We start from the raw sequence: 20,522 nt of genomic DNA, 5'->3' as shown, positions 1-20,522 counted from the left end.
TGACTATACCATGGCCGCTATCGCTCTGGCGTCTTGCAGATGGCGGAATGAAACCGAGGAAGAAAACCATGTCGTCAGACAGGCCCCGTCGCCCCCAGGACCCCTTCGCGGCCGCCGAGGCAATGTTCTCCAAGAAGAAGCGGGCACCGGACATCAAGGCGAATGCGCTTCCGAATGCCAAAGAGCTAGTTTCGCTCAGGATTGATCGCGACGTGCTTGAGCATTTCCAGGCAGACGGTCCCGGCTGGCAGGATCGGATGAACGATGCGTTGCGCGCCGCAGCTATCGTCGATGGTTTGGAAGCTGCATCTACTGAAGTCGAGCCCTGACCGGATTGGCGCTCTCAAAATATGGGCCCCGCCGAAGGCATTCGAATCGGGTCGTGACCCGGATTGAGGAAGCCCCAGCCCTATCCAGCTGGGGCAACGGCGGCGATACTCACGCGCGCCGCGCACATGCATGCCCGTAAGGGCGGCCGGTCGACGGGCGCAAATCGTGTACGGAGTCCACTGGCTGGCGTTTAGGGGGCAGCGGCTGTTCGGATGCCGCCGCGCTGGAAGTGGCCTCGCCTGACTCGGGATACGACATCTCACGTCGTCACAACCACGTAACTAAGCTGCCCCTCTGTCATATGGACCCGCCTCGGCTTCATCTTACGGGCTGGGAACTGCTTCAGGGAACTTCCATCCGCCGGAGAGAACGGCGGCCTGAGGTCGATAGAGGCGGACCATGTAGTTCCAGCCTTCCATGATCGGAAGACAGTTCTCGACCTTGTCCTCGCATCCACCGAACTGGATCGCGACCGAGCCATCCGGCGCCTTCTGGGCGGTGATGTCGTTGAGCGTGTAAGCGTTTTGAGGATTGGGTTTATAGTAGCCCTGCGCATCGTAGACGCTCACCGACCAGAAGCCGTCGACTGGCACGTCCTTGACGTCGAGCCGGTAGATCGTCTTGCCGTCGTTCTTGGTGGGGAAAACGTTCAGGTAGAGCGCGTCCTTTTCAGGGTTGCCGCCCCAGGCCGAGGCCGAGCCGATCAGGCGTCGGACGGGGTCAACCCCGCCCTTGGGACCGAACATTCCCTTGGTGTCGGGGAGCGTCGAACTGAGCGCTACCAGCGCATCGCGCACGATTTTCTGGCTGGCAGGATCCCACTTCGGCACATCGAACTTGCCCGGGCCGCCCGGTTGGTCGACCTTGATGGCATCCTGGAGTGCGCGGACAGCGTCGAGATCCTTCGGGTCATTCGGATCGACCAGGGTACGGACCGCAGCTACCACATAGCGGGTACCGATCTGCTCTTTGGAGAGTATGTGAGGGCCCGCGTCATAGACCACTTCAGGCGTATATTGGTCTTCGTCGATGATTTGCATCGACATGAACCGCTTGCCGGCATCTGGAAGGGTGACCGTGACTGGGCCGGCATCAAGATCAAATACGGCCGCCGAATAGAGCGTGTCGCGGTTCAGACGAATGACAGCCTGATTATCGATGGGGGCAGGTTCGCGGTGATGGAAGAAGGTTCCAATGCCCCCATCTTTCACGATGCCAGCAAAGTACAGGTCGCTCTCGGCGCGCGAAAAGTTATCGGCGGTCACGGGAACGGTGTCGCTCGACTGCGCGTAGGCGGCACCGCAGAGCAGCATCGATGTCGTGAGCGAGAATACAAAAATCCTGGCACGCATGAGCATTTTCCTACTTGTCTGAGGTCAAGGCCGGGGCCTTCCAGGCGCCGTCGAGAGCGGCCTCTTCGGGCCAGTAGAGCCGCATGATGGCGAAGAACGGTCCCGAAGGCGCAGGTAGCCAGTTGGCTTCCTTCTCCGGGCCGGGCGTCTCGTGCTGCACATAAAGAGTGACGCCCCCATCCGGGTCGCGCTTCAGGCTGTCCAGCATCGATGAGTTGATCAGATAGCGGTCGAGCGCATTGGCATAGAGCAAGCTCGACGGCAGTTCGTAGAGCGTCAGCGACCAGAACGCGTTGACCGGGGGAAGCTGTCCCGGTCCGAAATGCAGCGTATAGCTGTTCGTTCCGGTCAGAGGCTTCATCGCGGCATCGACGAAATAGGCGGGATAGAGCGCCTCATCCTTCGAATTTCCATAGATGCCCAGCACAGCGCCGGACATGCGGGCCATATAATTGCCGTTCAGGAACTGTCGGGTGCCAAAGCCATCCGCACTGGATTGCTTCCCGGTGTCGACCTCCGCCTCCTTGTAAGTCTTGAAGGTCGCCCAGGCGTCCGCCATGCCGGCCTCGACCGCTTGGGTCAACTCCGGCGACAGCTTCTTGGCGTCGAATGTCCCATTGCCAGTGATGCCCAGCTTAGCGAAGCGAGCCCTTATCTCTGTTTCGGCGGGATTGATCGGTGCGAATTGCAGCGCGAAGTCCAGCACGTTGAAGAACTCCGGCGACGTCTTCTCTGCCTCTGGGGTAAGGGGCTTGATGAAGTTGACGGAGGGTGGCGCGGGTGGGGCCGGCTGTCCAAGAAATGTCGAGAGAGTCTCGACCTTGTAGCCAGCCTGGATCGCCTTGACCTTATCGATGTCCGCAGCATCGAAAAGCTGCGTCCGATAGAGCACGAAGGCAAATTCGGTCTCGGAGCGGATCACCGCCTTGATGCCTTCCGGGGCCTCGCCTTTCCAGTTCGGTCCGGCAAGCAGAAAGCGGCCGGCCTCATTTCCGGTCGCCCGGCTGCCCACATAGGCAAAGTTGAACGTGTACATATCGATGAACTGGAGCGAATAGTAGCGCGCCTTATCGACGGCCGGCACGGTCAGGACCAGCGGCTCGGCCCGCAAATCGGCACCCAAGAAGGAATATGGCGTATCGGAGTTTGGCGTTTGGATCGCCTTGTCGTCAGGCGTGTAGACCCTCGCCGTATTGCTCAGGGTGTTCCACGGAGCCTTAAACTCTGCGCCGGCGGTGTCCACGAAATAGGAGTATTGGATGCGATAGCTGTCTACGAGGGGGAAGCCGTAGACATAGGCCTCGCTGGCTATGGCTCTCGCTTCGGTCACTGACACCTCCTGCGCATCGGCAGGCATGGAGGTACAGACGCCCGCGGAGATAGCAGCAAGAACGGCAAGGGCCCTGAAACCCCATCTCGATAAAAGAACCATTACTGCTATTCCCCACCTTGCGCGTCAGCCGGAACGTAGGCGACGAGAATGCCAAGTCTACTTGAAATGCGCCATACGTTGCCTGATTGCGCAGCCATTTTTTGAAGCTACAGCGCGAAAAGAGCCAGATGCTATCTGGCGCATAGCCGCCTGGTCCGGGAAGGCACAGCCTGTCCACGCCAGGGTCATCCGCCACCAAGTCGTGAGGACCCTGCCACGCGCGGACCCGATGAAATCGCGGCCGTCATAGACGGCGAGTTCGTCGGCCATGAAACTGATCCTCTGCGCCACACCTGCGAGACTGCCGTGCCCCACTGCCACACCACTCACCCCCTCCGGGGGTAAGGGTGGTGGTGAGGCAAAATATGGGGAGATGCCACACCTTGCCTCACCTCGTGGTGTGGCAGTGAGGCGGGCCCTTATCGGAAGGTCTCAGTCACCGCCCATTCGCCGACCTCGACGAACTTCCGAGCGTTCCGTTTTGCGTCCTGCCCCTCGACCAAGACGAGGGCGCCAGACCCCAGCCAGACACGGATCAGGGTTTTGATCTTTGCCTTCGCAGCCTTCTGCGCCCGCGTGAGGTCGCTCGTCCGACCTGAGCCGATATCGAGGTCGAGCGCCTGGGCTATGGGCTTCCCAACCCAATCCCCGGCCTGGTCGTTCTCTCGCCACTGCGCGCCGTCGATAGCCTTCTGCGCTTTGAGTAGGTCCGCCGTCTCGATGCCGGCGAACGCGTCAGGCCATTCCCACGTCGTGACGACGCCGATGCTGTCGCCGCCCATGCCCAGATGGCCGTTGCCGAGGTCGACGGACTCCATCTTGTGCCAGTCGCTCTTTTCGGCCGGTGGGCTCATGTTGCCCTTGCCATCCGTCACCCGGAAATAGAGCCGGCGGTTCTCGACGTTCGCCTTTGCAGCCTCGTCCTCGTTCATGACATTGAGCACGCGGGCCGAGCGCGCTGCAGCCAGAAGGGCGACAGCCCCACGGCCATCCTCGACCGAGATTTCGGCGCCGTTGGTCTTTCGGACATGGTGCACGAGCTGGACAGCGCAATTCGTCTCGTCAGCGATCCGGCCCCAGGTCTTGGCAACCCGGTCAATCGCGCTGTTGTCGTTCTCCGTGACGCGGTGGCTCGAGACGAATGGGTCGATGACGACGACATCAATGCGGTTCTTGCGGATGGTCCCGATCATGTCGGCCACGACCGGCTCGGCGATGGCTGTGCCTTCGCGGGTCTGCGTCGCCAACACGATTTCCATCTCGCGTCCGCTGTCTACGAACAGCCGGCCGGCGATATCACCGCTCGCAATGTCGTAGTGCAGGGCTGTCGCGGCGATGCGGCGCTCCATCTCGTCTACCGGGTCTTCGCCGTTCCACAACCAAACCCGCAGGCCTGGGGCGCACCACTGGCCGAGGAGCTTCTGGCCGCTGGCCATCGCCAGCGCCTCTGTGAGGACAAGCGAGCTTTTGCCAACGCCGCCAGGTGCGACCGTCGTCGACAAGAACTTGCGGGCCAGGTGGCGCCCGTAGAGCCAGTCGCGCTGCGGGATTAGAGCAGGGTCACGCAAGACGAAGGGCGTGGCGCTGATGGTCTTCGGGCTAGGCGCCTTGGCGAATGTCTGCCGCCGGCCGATGGCGTGCTCGAACTTCAGCACGCGGTTGCCGCTCTCCGGATGAAAGATGGTCCGGCCTTCGTCGATTGTTTCGGGCGTTGCGCTCATGGGGAGCCTTTCATCATGTCGTTCCAGTCGCCGGTCTTAGGGTAGATGGCTTCGACCTGTCGGCCAGCCTCAAGCCAGCGGCCGCCGCATTCGGAAGCAGCTTTTTCGCCTGCAGCACCCGCGTCTGCGAGAATGCGCAACGCGTCGATTCCGGCGAGCACTGGCAGGCTTTGAAGGTTCGCCGCCATACCCGCCGCCCAGACCGTGCCAAGCCCCCCGCAGACGGCCGCCAGCGCATTCTCGATGCCTTCGGCGATGGCGAGGTTAGGGCCTGGCGCCGGGCAGAGACGAACGACGGCGCCGCGAGCCCGGCCGAGCATCTTTTTCGGATTGCCGAGCCGAGGGTCATCCAGCTTGCCCCCTGCAGGGGAAAGCGCCGTCCGGTGCACGGCGCGAGGCTCGCCCGTCTCCGCATCCGTCATCAGCGCCAGCATGGCGGGCGCATTCAGTCGCGCCCCATCCTTCAGCTTGAAGGCGCAGGAAGGATGAAACCGAAGCTGGTCGCCGGCGAGGACGACGGATGGGATCCACAGCCCCCGCGCCTGCAAGTATGTCTCTGCCAGCGAGCCTTTGGCCGTGGTCGCCTCGCCCCACATGCGCATGGCGATGGGAAAGAGCCGGTCGCTGTCCGGGTCAGATGGGCCGGCGTTCGGAGACGTTGTGCCGACGGATTTCCTGACGCGCTCTTCCAAGCGGTTGACGAAATCGATCGGCGCGGCATCGTCCTTCCTCGTTGGCCGCCACTCCTCGAGGCCGAGCCGTCCCCGAACGTGGTCTTTACATTCTAGCGGGTCGTCGCCCGCGAAGGACGTCACGACAAAGCCGCCGCGCGCCCTCGGATCAATCATTATCGACAGCGACCGGTCGGCCCGGGAATGCCCGGGGCCTGGTGCCGATACACTGTTTCTTCCTGTGACGTCCCCTCCCAAGGCAGCCGCGACTTCACGCGCATTGAGGGGGAAGCCCTGCATGGGCGCCTCCTCTTTTCGCGGCCGCGAAGGTGTCAGCTTCGGCCTTGGTGTTGAACTGCCATTGCTCGTGCACGACGCCATCGCTGTCGCAGAGGTCGACAAACCAGATGGGCTTGCCGTCCATGTCGCAGCTGCCCCAGAGCGAATAGCCGCTGGGCGGCGGGAAGCGGTGGATGGTTGCCGTCATGCCGCGCCTCCCAGGAGGGCATCGCCGATGGAGAGAAACACCGTCTCCGCGAAGTAGTTGGCCCGCTCGGCCGATACACCCCCTTCGAGACTGAGCCGCCTAACTTCGTCAGCCACGGCCTGCGCGACAGCCTGCAGATCGGCCGGCGACAGTTTTGAGGCGTCGGGCGCGATGATTGCGGCCATGTCCCGACCCGCCTGAACCAGAAGAGCCGACTGCTCATCCAAGAGGTCTTGCAAGCGCTGCTGGATGCGGGCGGCATGTTTTGCGGAGGAGCCCGGAAAATCGACGACGACGCTCATGCCGCGCGCTCCTCTTCCAGAACCTCAACCGTCGACCGGAGGAAATAGCGGCCGTGGGTGCCGCTAAAGGCTCCGGCGTGGGCCTCGTCAACCGTTTCGATGTTCAGGCCGGCCTGCCGGGCCTTGAAGACATAGTGGCTGACCCGAGGCGCTGGGCTTTCGACGCTGGTGGTGCCGAGCGGCCCCGCCTTAATCAGGCGGTCAACCATCCAGGCCACTCGCCCTTTGAGGATCAGGATACGGCCATCTTCACCGCCGACACGAAGCTTGAGTTTGACGATGCTGCTCATTGGTGGACCTCACGGGTAGCGAGGCCGGCGCAGATGGCAGTGACCGTCGCGGTTGAGAACGACATGCCGAAGCGCGCTTGCAGGCGACTGGCAGCTTGTCGAAGCGAGGGAGTGGAGATATCTTCCGAACCGATCAGCCCGCCAAGGTGATCGATATTCTGAAGGCCGTGCGCTGTGTCAGCAGCCGCGGCCTTTGCCGTTCGTGGGGGCGTGCGCCGCACGTCCGGGCGCATCGTCGTTGCAGGTTTCATGAGTGGACCTCAGGGCTTGGAGCCAGAGGACGGTCGAGGCTATGCCGGATACGCGAAACTGATAGCCTTGAGCCCCGTCCGAACTGGCGGGGCTTTTTCTTAGGCGGCGCGCTGTGTGCGGGCGGCCTTGGCGCTCTCGATGACTGCGACAATTTCGGATCGCGGCCAGCGGGATATACCGCCAATCTTGAGCGGCTTCGGTACAGTGCCATCTGCGACACGGCGCCAGAAAGTCGGGATGCTCATCTGCAAGACCGCTGCGCCTTCGCGGACGGTCAGAAGAGGATCGATGAGTTCCATTGCTCTGCCTCGTATTCGGTTGATACGAGGTGAATTTGGCTTCTCGGGCTAGGAGCAAATAGTCTGCACGAATGCGAAAGCGTTTCGATATCGAATATGGGTTATGGCAAGTTCCGTTTCCGACCTGGGCGAGAGAGTTGCGGACGCTCTGCAGTGGCTATTTCCCAGGCAAGCCGGAATACTCTTCCAGAGCCGGGCGCGTGCTCGGCTTGGAACTCCGATCTCGACATCACCACCCCCGCATCAACCGCTGCCACGATTTGCTTCGCAATCTGTCTAGGCGACTGGTCGTCAAATTCTGCTTCTTCAAGGTCGTCCCCTGAAGGAATTGGCCTCTTGCCGGTTGCCATTTCCATGCAAACTTCAGAAAGCAAAATAGGGAAATGGAGGAATGGGCCGAACTGGCGAGTGAGTTCGTCCTGGGTTACCGGATCTTCATCATCATAGACCCACTCGCTGGAGCCAACCGTCCCAACCATCAAGTCCATGAAACGATTGGAGGTCCCGGGAATGCCTGGCCACTTGACCAGTCGACGAGAGGCATCAATCACCCGACCATGTGGCAACAGAATTCCGACCCGGGGCGCCGCATCGCAAATGCGCCAGATATCAACTCGATAATCAGGAATAGTGTCCAGCAGCCGTCGCCGAGCAGCATTCGCTTCTCGCACCATCTCGTTGTGTTCGAGCCGCCTCCGCACAGCCAAGGCATGAGCGACGTCAGACAGTGGCACCCAACCCTTGATGAAGAACACCCTCTACCTCGCGGCAATCTTGAATAGGAGGCCACCCCGGCCTGTTAAATGAAGCGCCCATCGCTCTAGAAGAATGCGGCGTTGCTCCAGAAAATCCGTCCGGCGATAGGCGCGCTCGACCGAGCCGCCCACCACGTGACCCAACATCGTCTCTGCTATCTCGTGGGGCGCGTCTGTCGTCTCGGCGAGCCAGTCGCGCAGGCTGGATCGAAAGCCGTGTGGACGAGCATCCATGCCTTTCCGCTCCATGAAACGAGACATGGTGGCGTCTGAAATCACTCCCTTGCGGACGCTCGGGAACAAAAAGCCGCCCCGCGCGAGCCGGCGGGCCTCGTCGACGACGGCCAAAGCCTCTGTGGACAGCGGAACACGGAAATCCGGAGTCGCATCCCGCCGCCCCTTCATCGCCTCACCCGGGATGGTCCAGACATCGCCGTCAATCTGATCCGCCCGAGCGAAGCGCAGGGGGCCGGACCGCACTCCCGTCAGAATGAGAAGCCGCAACGCCAGGTGGGTGACAGATCCATCGGATAGCGAGGCATAGAACTCTGGGACATCAGGCCACGCCAGAGCGGGAATATTCTGGATCTTGTGCCGGGTCTTGCCGAGTAGCGCGCGTGCCTTTTCGGTGGCCTGCAAATCCACGTCCAACCCGAGGGCTGCAGCGTGCTTGAGGCAAATGCCGAGGCGATTAAGGGCCTTCTGGGCGGTATCGGCTTTGGTGTGCCAGATGGGCGCAAGAACGTCACGAATGTCCTTCTGGTCGATATCAGACACCGGTACGCTCCCTAGCTTCGGAAGCACATGCAGTTCGAGCGGTGTGAACCACCGTCCAGCTTTACCGTCACCCTTCAGCTCCGCCTTGCGGCTCTCAAATGCATCCAGAGCGATGTCCCGAAGCATATGAACGTCGCGGGCGGCCTCGCGAGCCTGCCGATCCCTCTCCTTAATGGGATCAAGGTTGGCGCGAACGACGGCCCGAGCACTATCAGCCGCTCCTCGCGCTTCCTTCAAAGACACGTCCGCAACAGACCCAAGGCCCATCTCGCGCCGCCGCCCATGGATGGTGAAACGCAAGAACCACTGCCCTCCCCCATCTGGCCGCTTGTGCAGCCACAGGCCTCCGCCATCGGAGTACTTTCCGGCAGGCAGGGAACGCACGGAAACCGCAGTGAGCTTGTTCAGGCCGCGGGGCATTCTGCATCCACCTCCCGATCCACCTTTCGCGACGCGATGGGGTGATGTCTAGTGATACGGGATGGTTTTGAACGAAACAAGAACAATCAGCGCAGGCGCGGCATCTGAGAGCAGATGACACAGCGTGAATTACCATGTCATTACAGTACGTTGCCCTCTTGCAGCACCATTTCCCTCAATAAATTCGAATGCTTACTGATAGGCTGGAAGCACTCTGGCGAAGCCGGCGTGCCGTCGCTGACCGCGGTTGCGCCGGCCTCGATGCCTGGCGCCGGTCAGGACCGTGGCTGGCGCGCTTTCCGACAATCGGGCTCAACGGAGACGGGCCGTTGCCATGGATGGCAGTCACACGTCGCGGTTCGCCACGCCCAGCCGACGGCATGGCGTCGAGCCTGGCGGTCAGACAACTCGAAGCCCCCCCGCTGAATGAGAGTCTGGCTGCGACCGATCAGCGTGCCCTCCGTGATCTCGACGCAGAGGCCGTGGGCGGAATTCCTGTTCTTGAGCTCAGTTCGAAAAAGCGGTCCAGGACGACCCGTGACCGCAAGCCGGAACCGGTCATATTGATGGCGACGCGGTCGAGCGGGAGACCTTGTTCATGAAACAAGGCGAGGTCATCGAAGACCCCATCGAGCATGTGCAGGCCAAAAGCCGCGTGGATCCGCGGCTCGGCAAAACCCTTCCGGAACGCGGCGGGCAACAGGAGCCCGCGATCCGGATGCCGCCAGCGCATGAGCACCTTCAGCGAAGGAGCGCGTTCGACAGCCAGCGACACGATGGGTTGGTAGTAAAGTTCGAAGGTGCTTTGCCGCACTCCGCCTGCGATCTCCGCGAGAGACCGTGATTTCTTGGCCAAGTCATCCCGTTGAAGGCGCTCGTTTCGAACCGGAGGCCTGGAGGAATCGCGCCAGATCTGGCGCCTTGGACAGGCAGGGGCGCATCGATTCGTCGATGTGCAGCGGAGAGGCTGGGAGGCCGGGACCGGACCCGCGGGCTCGTGAGCCCTCGCCTGCGTTCCGCATATCCTGCCAGAGGGCCCCAAGCGCAGTTTCAAACATGGCTTTGGCTCGCCTCGCTTGAGATGGGCGGACCGACAGCGGTGCACCCTCGATCCGCACTAGCTTAGGGTTGGGACAGGGCGGACGCCTCGACCTTGCAATCCGGCGCTGGGGTCTGCTTCGTCTTCGCCAGCGCCACCTCGGCCTTGGCGGCTTCCAGATCGGCAAGGAAGGCCGGATCGGTCTGTAGCCGCGCCACGGTCGCCGCGCCCATGATGCGCCCGGCATCGACGTCGCTCTGCCAATGCGCGTCGCAGATCACTCGGCTCTGGCCGAATTCGATACCGCGCTGGAGCAACTCGTTCGAGCGCTCGGGATTGATCTCGGCGAAGACGAGGGCCCATCCCCATCCTGCGGCCGTGTGGCCTGAGGGATAGGAGCCGTCCTCCCGCAGAATAGCCTCCTGATCCGCCCGGCAGGTCGCTTCGCTGTGCACGACGAAGGGCCGCGTCCGGTTGTACTTGTTCTTCACGCCATAGGTGGAGAGGCCGAGATCCGACAGCATCTTCTGCATCATCGCATAGAGACGCGGGGTCTCCGTCGGGTTGATGCCGACGCCCATCGCGCAGGAGAAATTGTCCGCCGCCTGCGGAAAGGTGAGGTCGGCATCGCTGGCGGCGAGCTTCCAGCGGTCGGTGTCTCGCAGCGGGAGCGTCGCCTTGCGCGCTTCCTCGTCTCTGGCCAGCGCGGCCGAATTCGGCGCCGGGGGCGGACCAAGCAGCATCAGGCTGTCCGGCAGATCGGCTCGCTGCAGATAGCCCGGCGCAACCTTGAAATGCGGATCCGTGACGGCCGGCTGGGCTTCGTCTGCTTGAGCGAGACTTGGCCAGAACATCCCCAGCACGGCGGACATGGAGACCGCAACGGCCCGAACTGCATTCCCGATCATCGATATTCCCAGCCCCTTTTATGCTCACGGACAGGCAGGGTGGCGACGTTGCCACCCGCCCTTCGGCGGATCGTTCGCGGAGGCCGGCCGGCGACCGGTCGATTTCCCTGTCGGCAAGCGAATTGCACACGATTCATTTCGGGCAAAGGCAAATCGCATTCTTGCCATTTCGCGCCAATCACGGCCTCCTATCGCTAACCTTGCCGGTGCCGGAACCCGGCGCAGGGACTAACCTCATGAGTGCGGCGAAATCCAGTGGCTACCATCCCCTTGACGCGAGGCCAGTTTCTTCTTCCTTTCGTCGGAATTCTTCACGATAGCGGCGCTCCCATAAGCTCGACTTTGGAGAAATTTCGACTTCCTTCAGTTCTAGAAGAAAAGAGCGAGCTTTACATTCCGCTCCTGCCGGCCATCCGCTTCGTGGCGGCCGCACAGAGATCGCAGGGCATTGAGGACTTCAGCTTTCTGGCTACCCAGCGGCTGCACTATTCGCATCTGAGAGAAAAGACCCGGGCGCTGATCGCGCACTCTCCCACGCTGCTCGTTGCTCTTCAGCACGCCTGCAAGTGGGCCGTGCGGGAGGATACGATTCTGAGCCTGTGGATGGAGCACCACGTCGATCACGTGCGCATCTGCAGCAGGCTCTCCGGGACGAGTTCGCTCCGGCATCTGGAGCACGCACAATGGCTCCAGCTCATCTTTCCCATCTACATCGTTCGACAATTCGCCGGGCCCGACTGGATGCCGGCCACGATTGCCTTTGAAGCCCGCTATACACCCAGTCGTGCGACCCAGGATCTCTGGCCCAATGTGCGGTTTCTGTCAGGCCAGCACGCCTCCTGGATCAGCGTGCCCATCTCGCACCTCAGTCTCTCCATTCGCGCCAGCGCATCCATCCCTCTCCCGTCTGACACGGAAGACGTCCCTTCGGGGTACGACATCGTCGAACTGATAAAGCTGATGTTGCCAGCCTATCTGGATGACAACCCTCCGACTCTCGCGGTTGTCGCGGAGATGGCGGGCGTCAGTCCGCGGACACTTCAACGAAAGCTATATAATATCGGCCTTTCCTACTCCGACATACTCGATACCGTTCGATATGAGAGCGCGAGCAAGCTATTGCGCAGCACCAATTCGAAGATCATTGATATCGCGTATTCCTCCGGATACACGGATCCGGCGCATTTCAGCCGAGCGTTCCGCAGAATCGCCGGTGTTACACCTAGACAGTTTCGCGATAGTTCTAGGCTTGGATAGGACAGCCGCGGTCGAAATAGACCTGCAAGATCAAGGAGTGGCAACAACACCCCGGCCAAGCAGGTGGGCGTGATCTCGATCCGGGTTCGCGATCCCGACAAGTCAACACGAGTGAAAACTGCCTTCACCGCCTGCCCGGGGCCGCGGAGCCGGCCATGAAGGATCTCGAGCTGACCCGGTATCGGCATCATCATGCAGCCGCCAGCGGACCGCCGAACGAGGCGGAAGGGAGGCCCAATCCTTCCGCCATCCGCAGCAAGGACGGGCGACTCTATCTGTTCTCCCGCCTGGTCGCGAAAGGCAATTTATCCCGGATCGGCACGGCCCGGATCCTGTTCGACTCGGCCGGCGACCCGCGCGACGTGGAGCGCATGGGCATCCCCCGAACCGAGATCGGCCCGGCAATGGTTGCGTTTTCAACGCGTCGCACCGGGCTCTGAGCCATGCGTGTCGGCTCGCTAGATCGCGATCGGGTCGCGCGCCGGCATCTGCCAAGGAGGGCTTCGCCATCTCCGGGCCTGGCTCGCCGGTGCCGTTTGCCAATTCGGACCGAACCCGCTCTAATGGCCGAGCTACATGCGGCGCTGGAAGTGTTCGGGGAATAGATTTGGGGTTCGCTTCCTATGCCCGGAATTTCGCGGACGTCCTGCTCTGGCGTGGGCTGCAAGAGGTTTCGCCGGGCTTCTACATTGATGTCGGCGCAGCGTGGCCGACGCAGCATTCCATCACCAAGGCCTTCTATGACGCGGGCTGGCGGGGCATCAATCTCGAAGCTGATCCATCGCTCTTCCGCCTGCTGCAGCGCGACCGGATTCGCGACCTGAACCTGCCGCTGGACATCGGCGGGATCGATGGGCAGGCACAATTCGATCCGATCAACGGCATGACCGATCGCACGATCGTCGCCAGGCCTGATCCGTCCAATGCCGCCATGCGGACCCTGGCCTCGATCTGGGCCGAACATGTCCCGGCCGGACAGCTCGTGCACTTCCTGAAAGTGAAGGTGAACGCGGGCGACCAGGACGGCGCCATGCTGGCCGGCAATAACTGGAAGCGGAACAGGCCCTGGATCGTCGTTGTCGAAGCAGCGCCCCCGCCGGCGGGCGAGGAACGGCAGGCCGAATGGGAGCCGATCCTGACGGATGCCGACTATCGATTCGTATATGCCGACGGGCTGAACCGGTTCTATCTCGCCAGCGAGAAGACAGACCTGGCCGCCCGGTTCCGCTACCCTCCCAACATCTTCGACGATTTCGTCCCGAGCGCCCAGCTACGATCACAGGAGGCAGCCGAGACGCTCTCCATCCGGGCCAGGATGGCGGAGCAGCGAGCCGAGGCCGCCGAGCGGGCCCTGCATCTCGCCCAGACCTCGCGAACCGCGAAACGTCTGCTCCAGCTGGCTGGCGTCATCGAGCGGGCGCGGAAACGATACAAGGCCTCCAGGCTCAGGCAATTCGGCAAGACGCTGACGCGCCCCATCCGGAAGACCAAGCCAGGCGGCCGAGCCGTCCCGCCCGCGATACTCGAAGAAGACGCCGGCTTCACGGTCCTGCGCCTTCCGGATTTCGATCTTCATTTCGCCAACCGGCCGCTAGCAGATCGACGCGGCATCGGCCGCATCGCCCGCGAGCAGTTCCGACACCTGAGCGCGCGCGCCGCAGGACATACGAACCTGCCCGAGGCGAGCTCCGCCCGCCGCCGGACGATCCGTTTCCACTCCTCCATTCATTGGTGCCAGCCAAACCCCGGGCCCGGCACCGTCGTCATGATCCATGACGTGACGCCGCTGCTGTTCCCGGATCTGTTCCCGCAGCCGGTCATCGACGAATGGAACCAGAGCTTTCGCAAGATCGCCGAACAGGCGGAGCATATCGTCACCGTCAGCAGGTCCAGCGCACGGACCATTTCCGACGTGCTGGGCGTTCCCGATGACCGGATCAGCGTCGTCTACAATGGCGTCAGCCCGATCGCGGTCAATCGTGAGTCGAGCGTCGCAACGCCGGCCCGACCCTATGTCGTCTATGTCGGCGCCGACGACTACAACAAGAACGTTCGGATCGTGCTCGAAGCCCTGATGCTTCCCGACGCCGCCGGCATCGATCTCGCCCTCGTCGGCGACAGCCCTGGCCTGGCCAGGCTGATCAAGGTCTACGGACTCGCCGGCCGGGTCCACCGGTTCGGCGCGCTGGACGACGGCGATTTGGGCTACGTGCTTAGCCGCGCCGAGGCGCTTGTCTTCCCAAGCCTGTATGAAGGGTTCGGTTTGCCGCCATTCGAGGCGGCCATGCTTGGAATCCCGTCGATTTGCAGCAATGTTCCGGCCATGAACGAGCTCATCGAAGCCGGCGTCATCTTCTGCGATCCGCATGATCCGCATGCCTGGGCGCGCGCCTTGCGGCGGATAGTCTCCGACGGGGCTCCGCCGCGCGGCCTCGATCAATTGCGCGGAACGGTGACGGAGCGGTTCAACTGGCCAAACTCGGTCGACCAGCTGGTCGCGGTGCTGGACCGCTTCGCGAAGTCCTGAGCTCAGCAAAACGCCGCCACCCGGGATCCGGATGGCGGCGTTGAACGTCACGGGCCGTTGGGACGAATGATCAGTCCCGGAGCAGGCTGTAGAGCAGCTCGAAGAAGCGATCGGAATCGACCTCCTCGCAAACCTGGGCATTCGGCGGCAGGCCGCGCTCGTTCCAGTAGTCGGCCACGGTGGCACCGAAGGTGTAGGTGCCGGAGAGGTCGACGCCGATATGGGCCGGACGCGTCTTGACCAGCGTCGGGTCGATGATCAGCGCCAGCGCCAGCGGGTCGTGCAGCGCGCCGCCAACACCCATCGAGTTGCGATGCAGCTTCTCGTAGAACTTCAGCCAGTCGAGCACGGTACGGCCGAGCTCGGTGTCGATCTTCTCGAACTCGCGGTACTGCAGCTCCTCGACCAGCACCTTCATGGTGACGTCGAGGCCGACCATGGTGATCGGCACGCCGCTGTCGAGCACGATCTTCAGCGCTTCCGGATCACAGAAGGCGTTGAATTCGGTCGGCGTGATGTACTCGCTCTTGCGCCAGAACACGCCACCCATCCAGGTGATGTCCTTGATCTTCGAAAGAAGCTCCGGATATTTCAGGATGAACAGGCCGATATTGCAGAGCGGGCCGGTCGCGACGATGCGGAGCGGCTCGTCCTGCTCGCGCAGGGTCTTGGCGATGAAGTCGACCGCATGCATCGGCTCGACCTTCTTGGTCGCCTGCGGCAGGTAGGGCGAACCCTCCAGGCCGCTCGGGCCGTCGGCGGTGCCGAGCACCAGCGGACGCGCCAGCGGGCGCACGCAGCCGGCCGCGACCGGCACGTCCTGCGCGCCGATGAACTCCAGGATGCGCAGCGTGTTGGAGAGGGTCTTCTCCGGCTCGGCATTGCCGCAGGTGACGGTGACGCCGATGAGGTCGATCGCCTTGGAGCGATGCGCCATCACCAGAGCGATGGCGTCGTCATGGCCGGGATCGCAATCGAGCAGGATCGGCGTCGGGCGGGTGCTGGTCATTTCGGTCGTGGTCATTTGGGTGCCCTTACGCCGCTGCCGTCTGGTAGCGGACGATCGTTTCCTTGAAGAGCTTCATGAAGCGGCGGCCGTCGATGTCGGTGCAGATCCGCGTCGTCTTCGGTCCGCCGCCGGGAAGCAGCTGGCGACCGCGATACGCGACCGTCTGACCGCGTGCGACGCGACCATCGAGCACGATGTCGCAGAACAGCGGCTCGGTCATGGTGCAGAGCGTCGGATCGAAGGCGAGCGCGACCGTGATGATGTCGTCCATCGGGAAGCCGACGAGATCGAAGAACTCGCGCCAGATGTCGATATAGATCGGGAAGCTGTCCTGCAGCATGGCGAGGACCGGATGGTCGCCGGCATCCTTGAGGTCGGCCAGGTCGTCACGCGTCAGCATCGAGGCGGCGGCGCGGTTGTCCTCGCAGACGTCGAGCGGCACCAGGATGGTGTCGACGCCCTGGTTGAGCACGACGCGGGCGGCCTCCGGATCAGCCCAGATGTTGTATTCCGACAGCGGCGTGATGTTGCCCGGCGTGATGAAGTTGCCGCCGAGCAGCACCATGCGCTTCAGCGCCTTGGCGAGCGCCGGCTCCTGCAGGAACGCCATGGCGGCGTTGGTCATCGGACCTGTGACGACGAGGGTGATCTCGCCCGGATTGGCCATCGCCGTGTCGATGATGAAGTCAACGGCGTGCTTGTCGATCACCTTCAGCGTCGGCGTCGGCGCCGGCGGGTTGAATTTGGCAAGCCGGTCGCCGAAGCGCGCGACCAGGCGCTTCTCGAAATGGACAGGCGCCTGCATGTCTTCCTTGGAATTGCCGACGATCGGGCGCCAGGCACCCTTGGCCACCGGCACGTCGCCCTTGCCGGCGAGCGCCAGCGTGTTCAGGACGACATTGGTGACCTGGTCGATCGGACCGGCGGCGCCGGTGCAGGTGGTGATGCCCTCGAGCTTCATCGACGGCGAGATCGCCGCGAAGAGAACAGCCAGGATGTCGTCGCCCGCGGAGTCGACGTCGAGAATGATGCGTTCCATTGTATCCCCTGTCACGGCTTGGAAGCGTCCGTGGCGGCAGCTGGTTTGACGGTGTTGGACTTGACGGAAAGAGCGCGGCCCATGCTGGCCAGCGTCTCCTGGATCACGCGGGGGCGCGACCGGTAGGAGAGCGCGAACAGCGCGATCAGCGCGACCAGATAGGGCACGGCGAGCACGAGGTAGGACGAGATGCCGAGCGTCTGCAGGCGCAGCGACAGCGCGTCGGAGAAGCCGAACAGCAGGCAGCCAAGCAGGATCTTCAGCGGATCGCCGTTCGAGAAGATCAGGATCGCCACCGCCATGAAGCCGCGACCGGACGACATGTTCTCGGTGAACATGGTCGTGTAGCCGAGCGCCAGATGCGCGCCGGCGAGACCCGCCAGCAGGCCGCAGAGCAGCGATGACACATAGCGGATGCGGGTGATCGAGATGCCGAGCGCCTCGGCCGCTTCCGGCTTCTCGCCGACGACGCGGATATAGAGACCGAGCCGGGTGCGGTTGTAGAATAGGATCAGCACCGGCACGAGGATGAAGGCGGCGTAGACCAGCGGCGTATAGCCGGAGATCATCTGGCCGAACCAGCCGAGATCCTTGACATTGGGCAGCTTGAGCGCCGGCAGGCCGACCAGGCCATGGCCGAAGATCGAGCCGCGCGTGCCGAAGATCGCCTTCATCAGCGAGACGGTGAGGCCGCCCGCCAGGATGTTGAGCGCCAGACCGACGACGACCTCGTTCGCCTTGAAGCTGACGACCAGCAACGCGAAGATCAGTGCCAGCGTCAGCGCGGCGGCGATGCCGCACAGCACGCCCAGCCAGGGCGAGCCAGTGGCGATCGTGCCGATGACGGCGAAGAAGGCGCCGACCAGCATCTGTCCTTCGAGGCCGATGTTGAAGATGCCGGCCTTGGTGGTGAAGGAGCCGCCGAGGGCTACGAGCAGGATCGGCGCGGTCGTGCGGATCGTCGCGATGACCAGCGTGACGTTGAGGAGACGTTCTAGAACTTCCATCGACGCTCTCCCGCGGTCGAATCCGATGCCTTGCGGCGGATGGTGATCTGGGCAGAGACGGCGAGAATGATCAGCGCCTGGATGACGGTGATGATCTCGCGCGACGCCGTGGTGTCGACTTCGAGCAGCAGCGAGCCGCTGCGCAGCGCGCCGAAGAACAGCGCCGTGAAGATGGTGCCGATCGGGTTGCCGTTGGCGAGCAGCGCGGCGATGACGCCGTCGAAGCCGAAGCCCGGCGCGAAGCCTTCCATGAAGCGGTGGTGCACGCCGAGCGCCTCGACGCCGCCGGCCATGCCGCCGACCGCGCCGGAGGCGATCAGCACCAGGAAGGTCTGCTTCTTGATGTCGATGCCGCCATATTCGGCGAATTTCGGGTTGGCGCCCATCTCGCTGATGGCATAGCCGCGCGAGGTCCGGGTGAAGAAGAAATGCACGGCGAGCGCCAGCGCCAGGCCGATGATCAGGCCCCAGTTCAGCCGCGAGAACGAGAACAGCTCAGGCAGATAGGCGCTCTCGAAGATCGGCGGCGTCTCGGACTGACCGCCCGAGCGCTTGAACCAGTTGATGGTCAGATAGGAGGTGATCAGGATCGCGACATAGTTGGCGAGGATGGTCGAGACCACCTCGTTGGTCTTGTAGCGGGCGCGGAAGAAGGCCGGGATCGCGATCCAGGCCATGCCGGCGAACACGGCCGCGGCCATGGCGAGCAGCAGATGCAGCGCCGGCGGCAGGTTGAACGAGAAACCGACCCAGGTGGCCCAGAAGCCGCCCATGAAGAGCTGGCCCTCGATGCCGATGTTGAACAGGCCGGCCCGGAACGAGATACAGGCGGCGATGCCGCAGATCAGGATCGGCGTCGTCTGCAAGAGGGTGCCGGCGATCCGCTCGGGACTGCCAAAGGCGCCGTTGAGCAGCGTGACCAGCACGCGCATCGGGCTCTCGTCCACAGTCAGGATGACGAGAGCGCCGAGGCCGAGGGCGAACAGGATGGCCAGCGCCTGGCCGAAGAAACTGTCGAAGCGGTCCGACATCAAGCGGCCCCCACGGTGTTGGAACGGGGCTCGGGAATGACACCGGCCATCAGCATGCCGATCTCTTCCTCGTCGACACGGTCGCCGGAGATTTCGCCCATGATGGTGCCGCCGAACATGACGAGGATGCGGTCGGCGAGCCGGATCAGCTCGTCGAGCTGGACGGAGATCACCAGGATCGCCTTGCCGGCGTCGCGCTGGCGCATGATCTCGCCGTGGATCTGCTCCTGCGCGCCGATGTCGACGCCGCGGGTCGGCTGATCGATCAGCAGGCAGTTGCCGCCGCCGGTGAATTCGCGGGCGAGCACGATCTTCTGGATGTTGCCGCCCGACAGGCTCTTGGCCGTCGATTGCGGTCCCTGCGCGCGGATGTCGAAGCGCTTGATCAGCGTCTGCGTCTGCTCCTGCAGGTAGCCGCGATCGATGATGCCGTGCTTCGACCAGGGGCTCTTGTCCTGCCGGCCCATCAGGATGTTCTGGGCGATCGAGGCGTTGCGATCGACGCCGCGCACCAGCCGGTCCCCGGGGACATGGCCGACGCCGGCGGCGCGGATGTCGCGCGCCGTGAGGCCGGTGATGGCGCGGCCGTCGAGCCGGATCGCGCCATGGCTCGACGGGCGCAGGCCGGAAAGCACTTCCGCGAGCTCGGTCTGGCCGTTGCCGGCGACGCCGGCGATGCCGACGATCTCACCGGCCCGGACGCCGAAGGAGACGCCGCGCAAGGCCTGCAGCTGGCGATCGTCGCGGCACCACAGATCCTCGACCTCGAGCATGGTCTTGCCGGCGGTCGGCGTGCGCGGCAGGCGATCGAAGGAGACGAGGCGGCCGACCATCAGTTGGACGAGATCGGACTTGGTCAGTTCGGCGGTCGGGCGCGACGCGACATTCTTGCCGAGACGCAGCACCGAGACGTTATCGGAAACCTCCATCACCTCTTCCAGGTGATGTGAGATGAAGATGACGGTCATGCCCTGGGCGACGAAGCCGCGCAGCGTCTGGAACAGCTCGCGGCTTTCCTGCGGCGTCAGCACGGCGGTCGGCTCGTCGAGGATGATGATGCGGGCGCCGCGCGCCAGCACCTTCAGGATCTCGATGCGCTGCTCGATGCCGACCGACAGCAGGCCGACGCGCTCGTTCGGGTCGACCTGCAGGCCGAACTGCTTGGAAAGCTCGGCGGTCTTCTTGATCTGGGCGGCATGGTCGATCAGGCCGCCCTTGCGGATCTCCATGCCGAGGAAGACGTTCTCGGCGACGGTCAGCGACGGCACCAGCTTGAAGTGCTGGTGCACCATACCGATGCCGGCGGCGATCGCCGCGGCCGGGTTGGGCAGGGACTTCTTTTCACCATCGATCCAGATCTCGCCCTCGTCCGGCTGCAACAGCCCGAACAGGACGTTCATCAGGGTGGTTTTGCCGGCTCCGTTCTCGCCGATGATCGCGTGGATCTTGCCGCTTTCGACGGCGAGGTTCACGTCCTCATTGGCAACGAACGAGCCGAACCGTTTGGTGATCGATTTCAGCTCGATGGCTAATGACATGGCAGATGTCCCTGCTGGGGATGCGCATCAAACGTGCCGCGACCTTGCATTCTCGGTGCGCCACAGCGGCGCGCCAGGC

At 63.2% G+C, this 20,522-nt stretch carries 23 protein-coding genes; 4 read left to right on the top strand and 19 right to left on the bottom strand.

From position 1 onward, the window contains the following. Nucleotides 1-68: 68 nt before the first annotated feature. Complete coding sequence (locus tag G342_RS0105555) at nucleotides 69-329, top strand: BrnA antitoxin family protein (RefSeq protein ID WP_018182120.1); 261 nt, start codon at nucleotides 69-71, stop codon at nucleotides 327-329. Between the two features lie 324 nt (nucleotides 330-653). Here the strand turns inward: G342_RS0105555 and G342_RS0105550 are convergent, their stop codons facing one another. The 14 genes from G342_RS0105550 to G342_RS0105495 form a co-directional block, all read right to left on the bottom strand. Further along, nucleotides 654-1,682, bottom strand: a complete 1,029-nt coding sequence (locus G342_RS0105550) for a DUF1254 domain-containing protein (protein ID WP_018182119.1) — start codon at nucleotides 1,680-1,682, stop codon at nucleotides 654-656. A gap of 10 nt (nucleotides 1,683-1,692) precedes the next feature. Continuing rightward, nucleotides 1,693-3,039, bottom strand: coding sequence for a DUF1254 domain-containing protein (locus G342_RS0105545; RefSeq protein ID WP_245557224.1), 1,347 nt, complete (start codon nucleotides 3,037-3,039; stop codon nucleotides 1,693-1,695). A 132-nt stretch (nucleotides 3,040-3,171) separates the two neighbouring features. Further along, on the bottom strand, nucleotides 3,172-3,384 hold the full coding sequence (locus tag G342_RS0105540) for a hypothetical protein (RefSeq protein WP_018182117.1): 213 nt from the start codon (nucleotides 3,382-3,384) through the stop codon (nucleotides 3,172-3,174). A gap of 149 nt (nucleotides 3,385-3,533) precedes the next feature. Next, nucleotides 3,534-4,835 (bottom strand): AAA family ATPase, encoded by a 1,302-nt coding sequence (locus G342_RS23345; protein WP_018182116.1) that lies wholly within the window; start codon nucleotides 4,833-4,835, stop codon nucleotides 3,534-3,536. Next, nucleotides 4,832-5,806: a DUF7146 domain-containing protein gene (locus G342_RS0105530; RefSeq protein ID WP_026304155.1), complete on the bottom strand. Its 975-nt coding sequence runs from the start codon at nucleotides 5,804-5,806 to the stop codon at nucleotides 4,832-4,834. The genes G342_RS23345 and G342_RS0105530 overlap by 4 nt, the downstream gene beginning before the upstream one ends. Then, entirely contained in the window at nucleotides 5,778-5,993 is a 216-nt protein-coding gene (locus G342_RS25945; protein ID WP_018182114.1) for a hypothetical protein, read from the bottom strand. The genes G342_RS0105530 and G342_RS25945 overlap by 29 nt, the downstream gene beginning before the upstream one ends. Further along, on the bottom strand, nucleotides 5,990-6,295 hold the full coding sequence (locus G342_RS0105520) for a hypothetical protein (protein ID WP_018182113.1): 306 nt from the start codon (nucleotides 6,293-6,295) through the stop codon (nucleotides 5,990-5,992). The genes G342_RS25945 and G342_RS0105520 overlap by 4 nt, the downstream gene beginning before the upstream one ends. Continuing rightward, nucleotides 6,292-6,585 (bottom strand): winged helix domain-containing protein, encoded by a 294-nt coding sequence (locus G342_RS0105515; protein ID WP_018182112.1) that lies wholly within the window; start codon nucleotides 6,583-6,585, stop codon nucleotides 6,292-6,294. Before G342_RS0105515 ends, G342_RS0105520 begins: the two co-directional genes overlap by 4 nt. Further along, nucleotides 6,582-6,836 carry a hypothetical protein gene (locus G342_RS25940; protein WP_156830816.1) on the bottom strand — a complete coding sequence of 85 codons (255 nt, stop codon included), beginning with the start codon at nucleotides 6,834-6,836 and terminating at the stop codon, nucleotides 6,582-6,584. Before G342_RS25940 ends, G342_RS0105515 begins: the two co-directional genes overlap by 4 nt. A 99-nt stretch (nucleotides 6,837-6,935) precedes the next feature. Continuing rightward, nucleotides 6,936-7,136 carry a helix-turn-helix transcriptional regulator gene (locus G342_RS0105510; protein ID WP_018182111.1) on the bottom strand — a complete coding sequence of 67 codons (201 nt, stop codon included), beginning with the start codon at nucleotides 7,134-7,136 and terminating at the stop codon, nucleotides 6,936-6,938. 101 nt (nucleotides 7,137-7,237) lie between these two features. Next, nucleotides 7,238-7,891 carry a hypothetical protein gene (locus G342_RS25935; protein ID WP_156830815.1) on the bottom strand — a complete coding sequence of 218 codons (654 nt, stop codon included), beginning with the start codon at nucleotides 7,889-7,891 and terminating at the stop codon, nucleotides 7,238-7,240. 3 nt (nucleotides 7,892-7,894) lie between these two features. Further along, nucleotides 7,895-9,088: a tyrosine-type recombinase/integrase gene (locus tag G342_RS0105505; protein ID WP_018182109.1), complete on the bottom strand. Its 1,194-nt coding sequence runs from the start codon at nucleotides 9,086-9,088 to the stop codon at nucleotides 7,895-7,897. A 448-nt stretch (nucleotides 9,089-9,536) separates the two neighbouring features. Continuing rightward, a complete protein-coding gene (locus tag G342_RS26230) occupies nucleotides 9,537-9,944 on the bottom strand; it encodes an EAL domain-containing protein (RefSeq protein WP_051094122.1) in 408 nt (135 codons plus the stop codon). A 266-nt stretch (nucleotides 9,945-10,210) separates the two neighbouring features. Next, entirely contained in the window at nucleotides 10,211-10,999 is a 789-nt protein-coding gene (locus G342_RS0105495; protein WP_018182108.1) for an acid phosphatase, read from the bottom strand. Nucleotides 11,000-11,290: 291 nt separating this feature from the next. Here G342_RS0105495 and G342_RS0105490 point away from each other — a divergent pair, with 291 nt between their 5' ends. The 3 genes from G342_RS0105490 to G342_RS25165 all read left to right on the top strand — a co-directional run bounded on the left by G342_RS0105490 (nucleotide 11,291) and on the right by G342_RS25165 (nucleotide 14,819). Then, nucleotides 11,291-12,292 carry a helix-turn-helix transcriptional regulator gene (locus tag G342_RS0105490; protein ID WP_156830814.1) on the top strand — a complete coding sequence of 334 codons (1,002 nt, stop codon included), beginning with the start codon at nucleotides 11,291-11,293 and terminating at the stop codon, nucleotides 12,290-12,292. A 155-nt stretch (nucleotides 12,293-12,447) separates the two neighbouring features. Then, nucleotides 12,448-12,732 carry a hypothetical protein gene (locus G342_RS0105485; RefSeq protein WP_018182106.1) on the top strand — a complete coding sequence of 95 codons (285 nt, stop codon included), beginning with the start codon at nucleotides 12,448-12,450 and terminating at the stop codon, nucleotides 12,730-12,732. 167 nt (nucleotides 12,733-12,899) lie between these two features. Continuing rightward, on the top strand, nucleotides 12,900-14,819 hold the full coding sequence (locus tag G342_RS25165) for a glycosyltransferase (RefSeq protein ID WP_018182105.1): 1,920 nt from the start codon (nucleotides 12,900-12,902) through the stop codon (nucleotides 14,817-14,819). A gap of 70 nt (nucleotides 14,820-14,889) precedes the next feature. Here G342_RS25165 and G342_RS0105475 read toward each other — a convergent pair whose 3' ends face one another. The 5 genes from G342_RS0105475 to G342_RS0105455 are packed head-to-tail and all read right to left on the bottom strand — an operon-like array spanning nucleotide 14,890 to nucleotide 20,443. Continuing rightward, on the bottom strand, nucleotides 14,890-15,843 hold the full coding sequence (locus tag G342_RS0105475) for a nucleoside hydrolase (RefSeq protein WP_018182104.1): 954 nt from the start codon (nucleotides 15,841-15,843) through the stop codon (nucleotides 14,890-14,892). A 10-nt stretch (nucleotides 15,844-15,853) separates the two neighbouring features. Further along, nucleotides 15,854-16,867 carry a nucleoside hydrolase gene (locus G342_RS0105470; RefSeq protein WP_018182103.1) on the bottom strand — a complete coding sequence of 338 codons (1,014 nt, stop codon included), beginning with the start codon at nucleotides 16,865-16,867 and terminating at the stop codon, nucleotides 15,854-15,856. 11 nt (nucleotides 16,868-16,878) lie between these two features. Further along, nucleotides 16,879-17,874, bottom strand: a complete 996-nt coding sequence (locus G342_RS0105465; protein WP_018182102.1) for an ABC transporter permease — start codon at nucleotides 17,872-17,874, stop codon at nucleotides 16,879-16,881. Next, complete coding sequence (locus G342_RS0105460; protein ID WP_018182101.1) at nucleotides 17,862-18,905, bottom strand: ABC transporter permease; 1,044 nt, start codon at nucleotides 18,903-18,905, stop codon at nucleotides 17,862-17,864. The genes G342_RS0105465 and G342_RS0105460 overlap by 13 nt, the downstream gene beginning before the upstream one ends. Next, entirely contained in the window at nucleotides 18,905-20,443 is a 1,539-nt protein-coding gene (locus tag G342_RS0105455) for an ABC transporter ATP-binding protein (protein ID WP_018182100.1), read from the bottom strand. Before G342_RS0105455 ends, G342_RS0105460 begins: the two co-directional genes overlap by 1 nt. Nucleotides 20,444-20,522: the final 79 nt, after the last annotated feature.

Origin of the sequence: Kaistia granuli DSM 23481 (genome assembly GCF_000380505.1) — a bacterium.
Taxonomy (GTDB): Bacteria; Pseudomonadota; Alphaproteobacteria; order Rhizobiales; family Kaistiaceae; genus Kaistia; species Kaistia granuli.
This window is presented reverse-complemented; position numbering and strand designations above follow the sequence as displayed.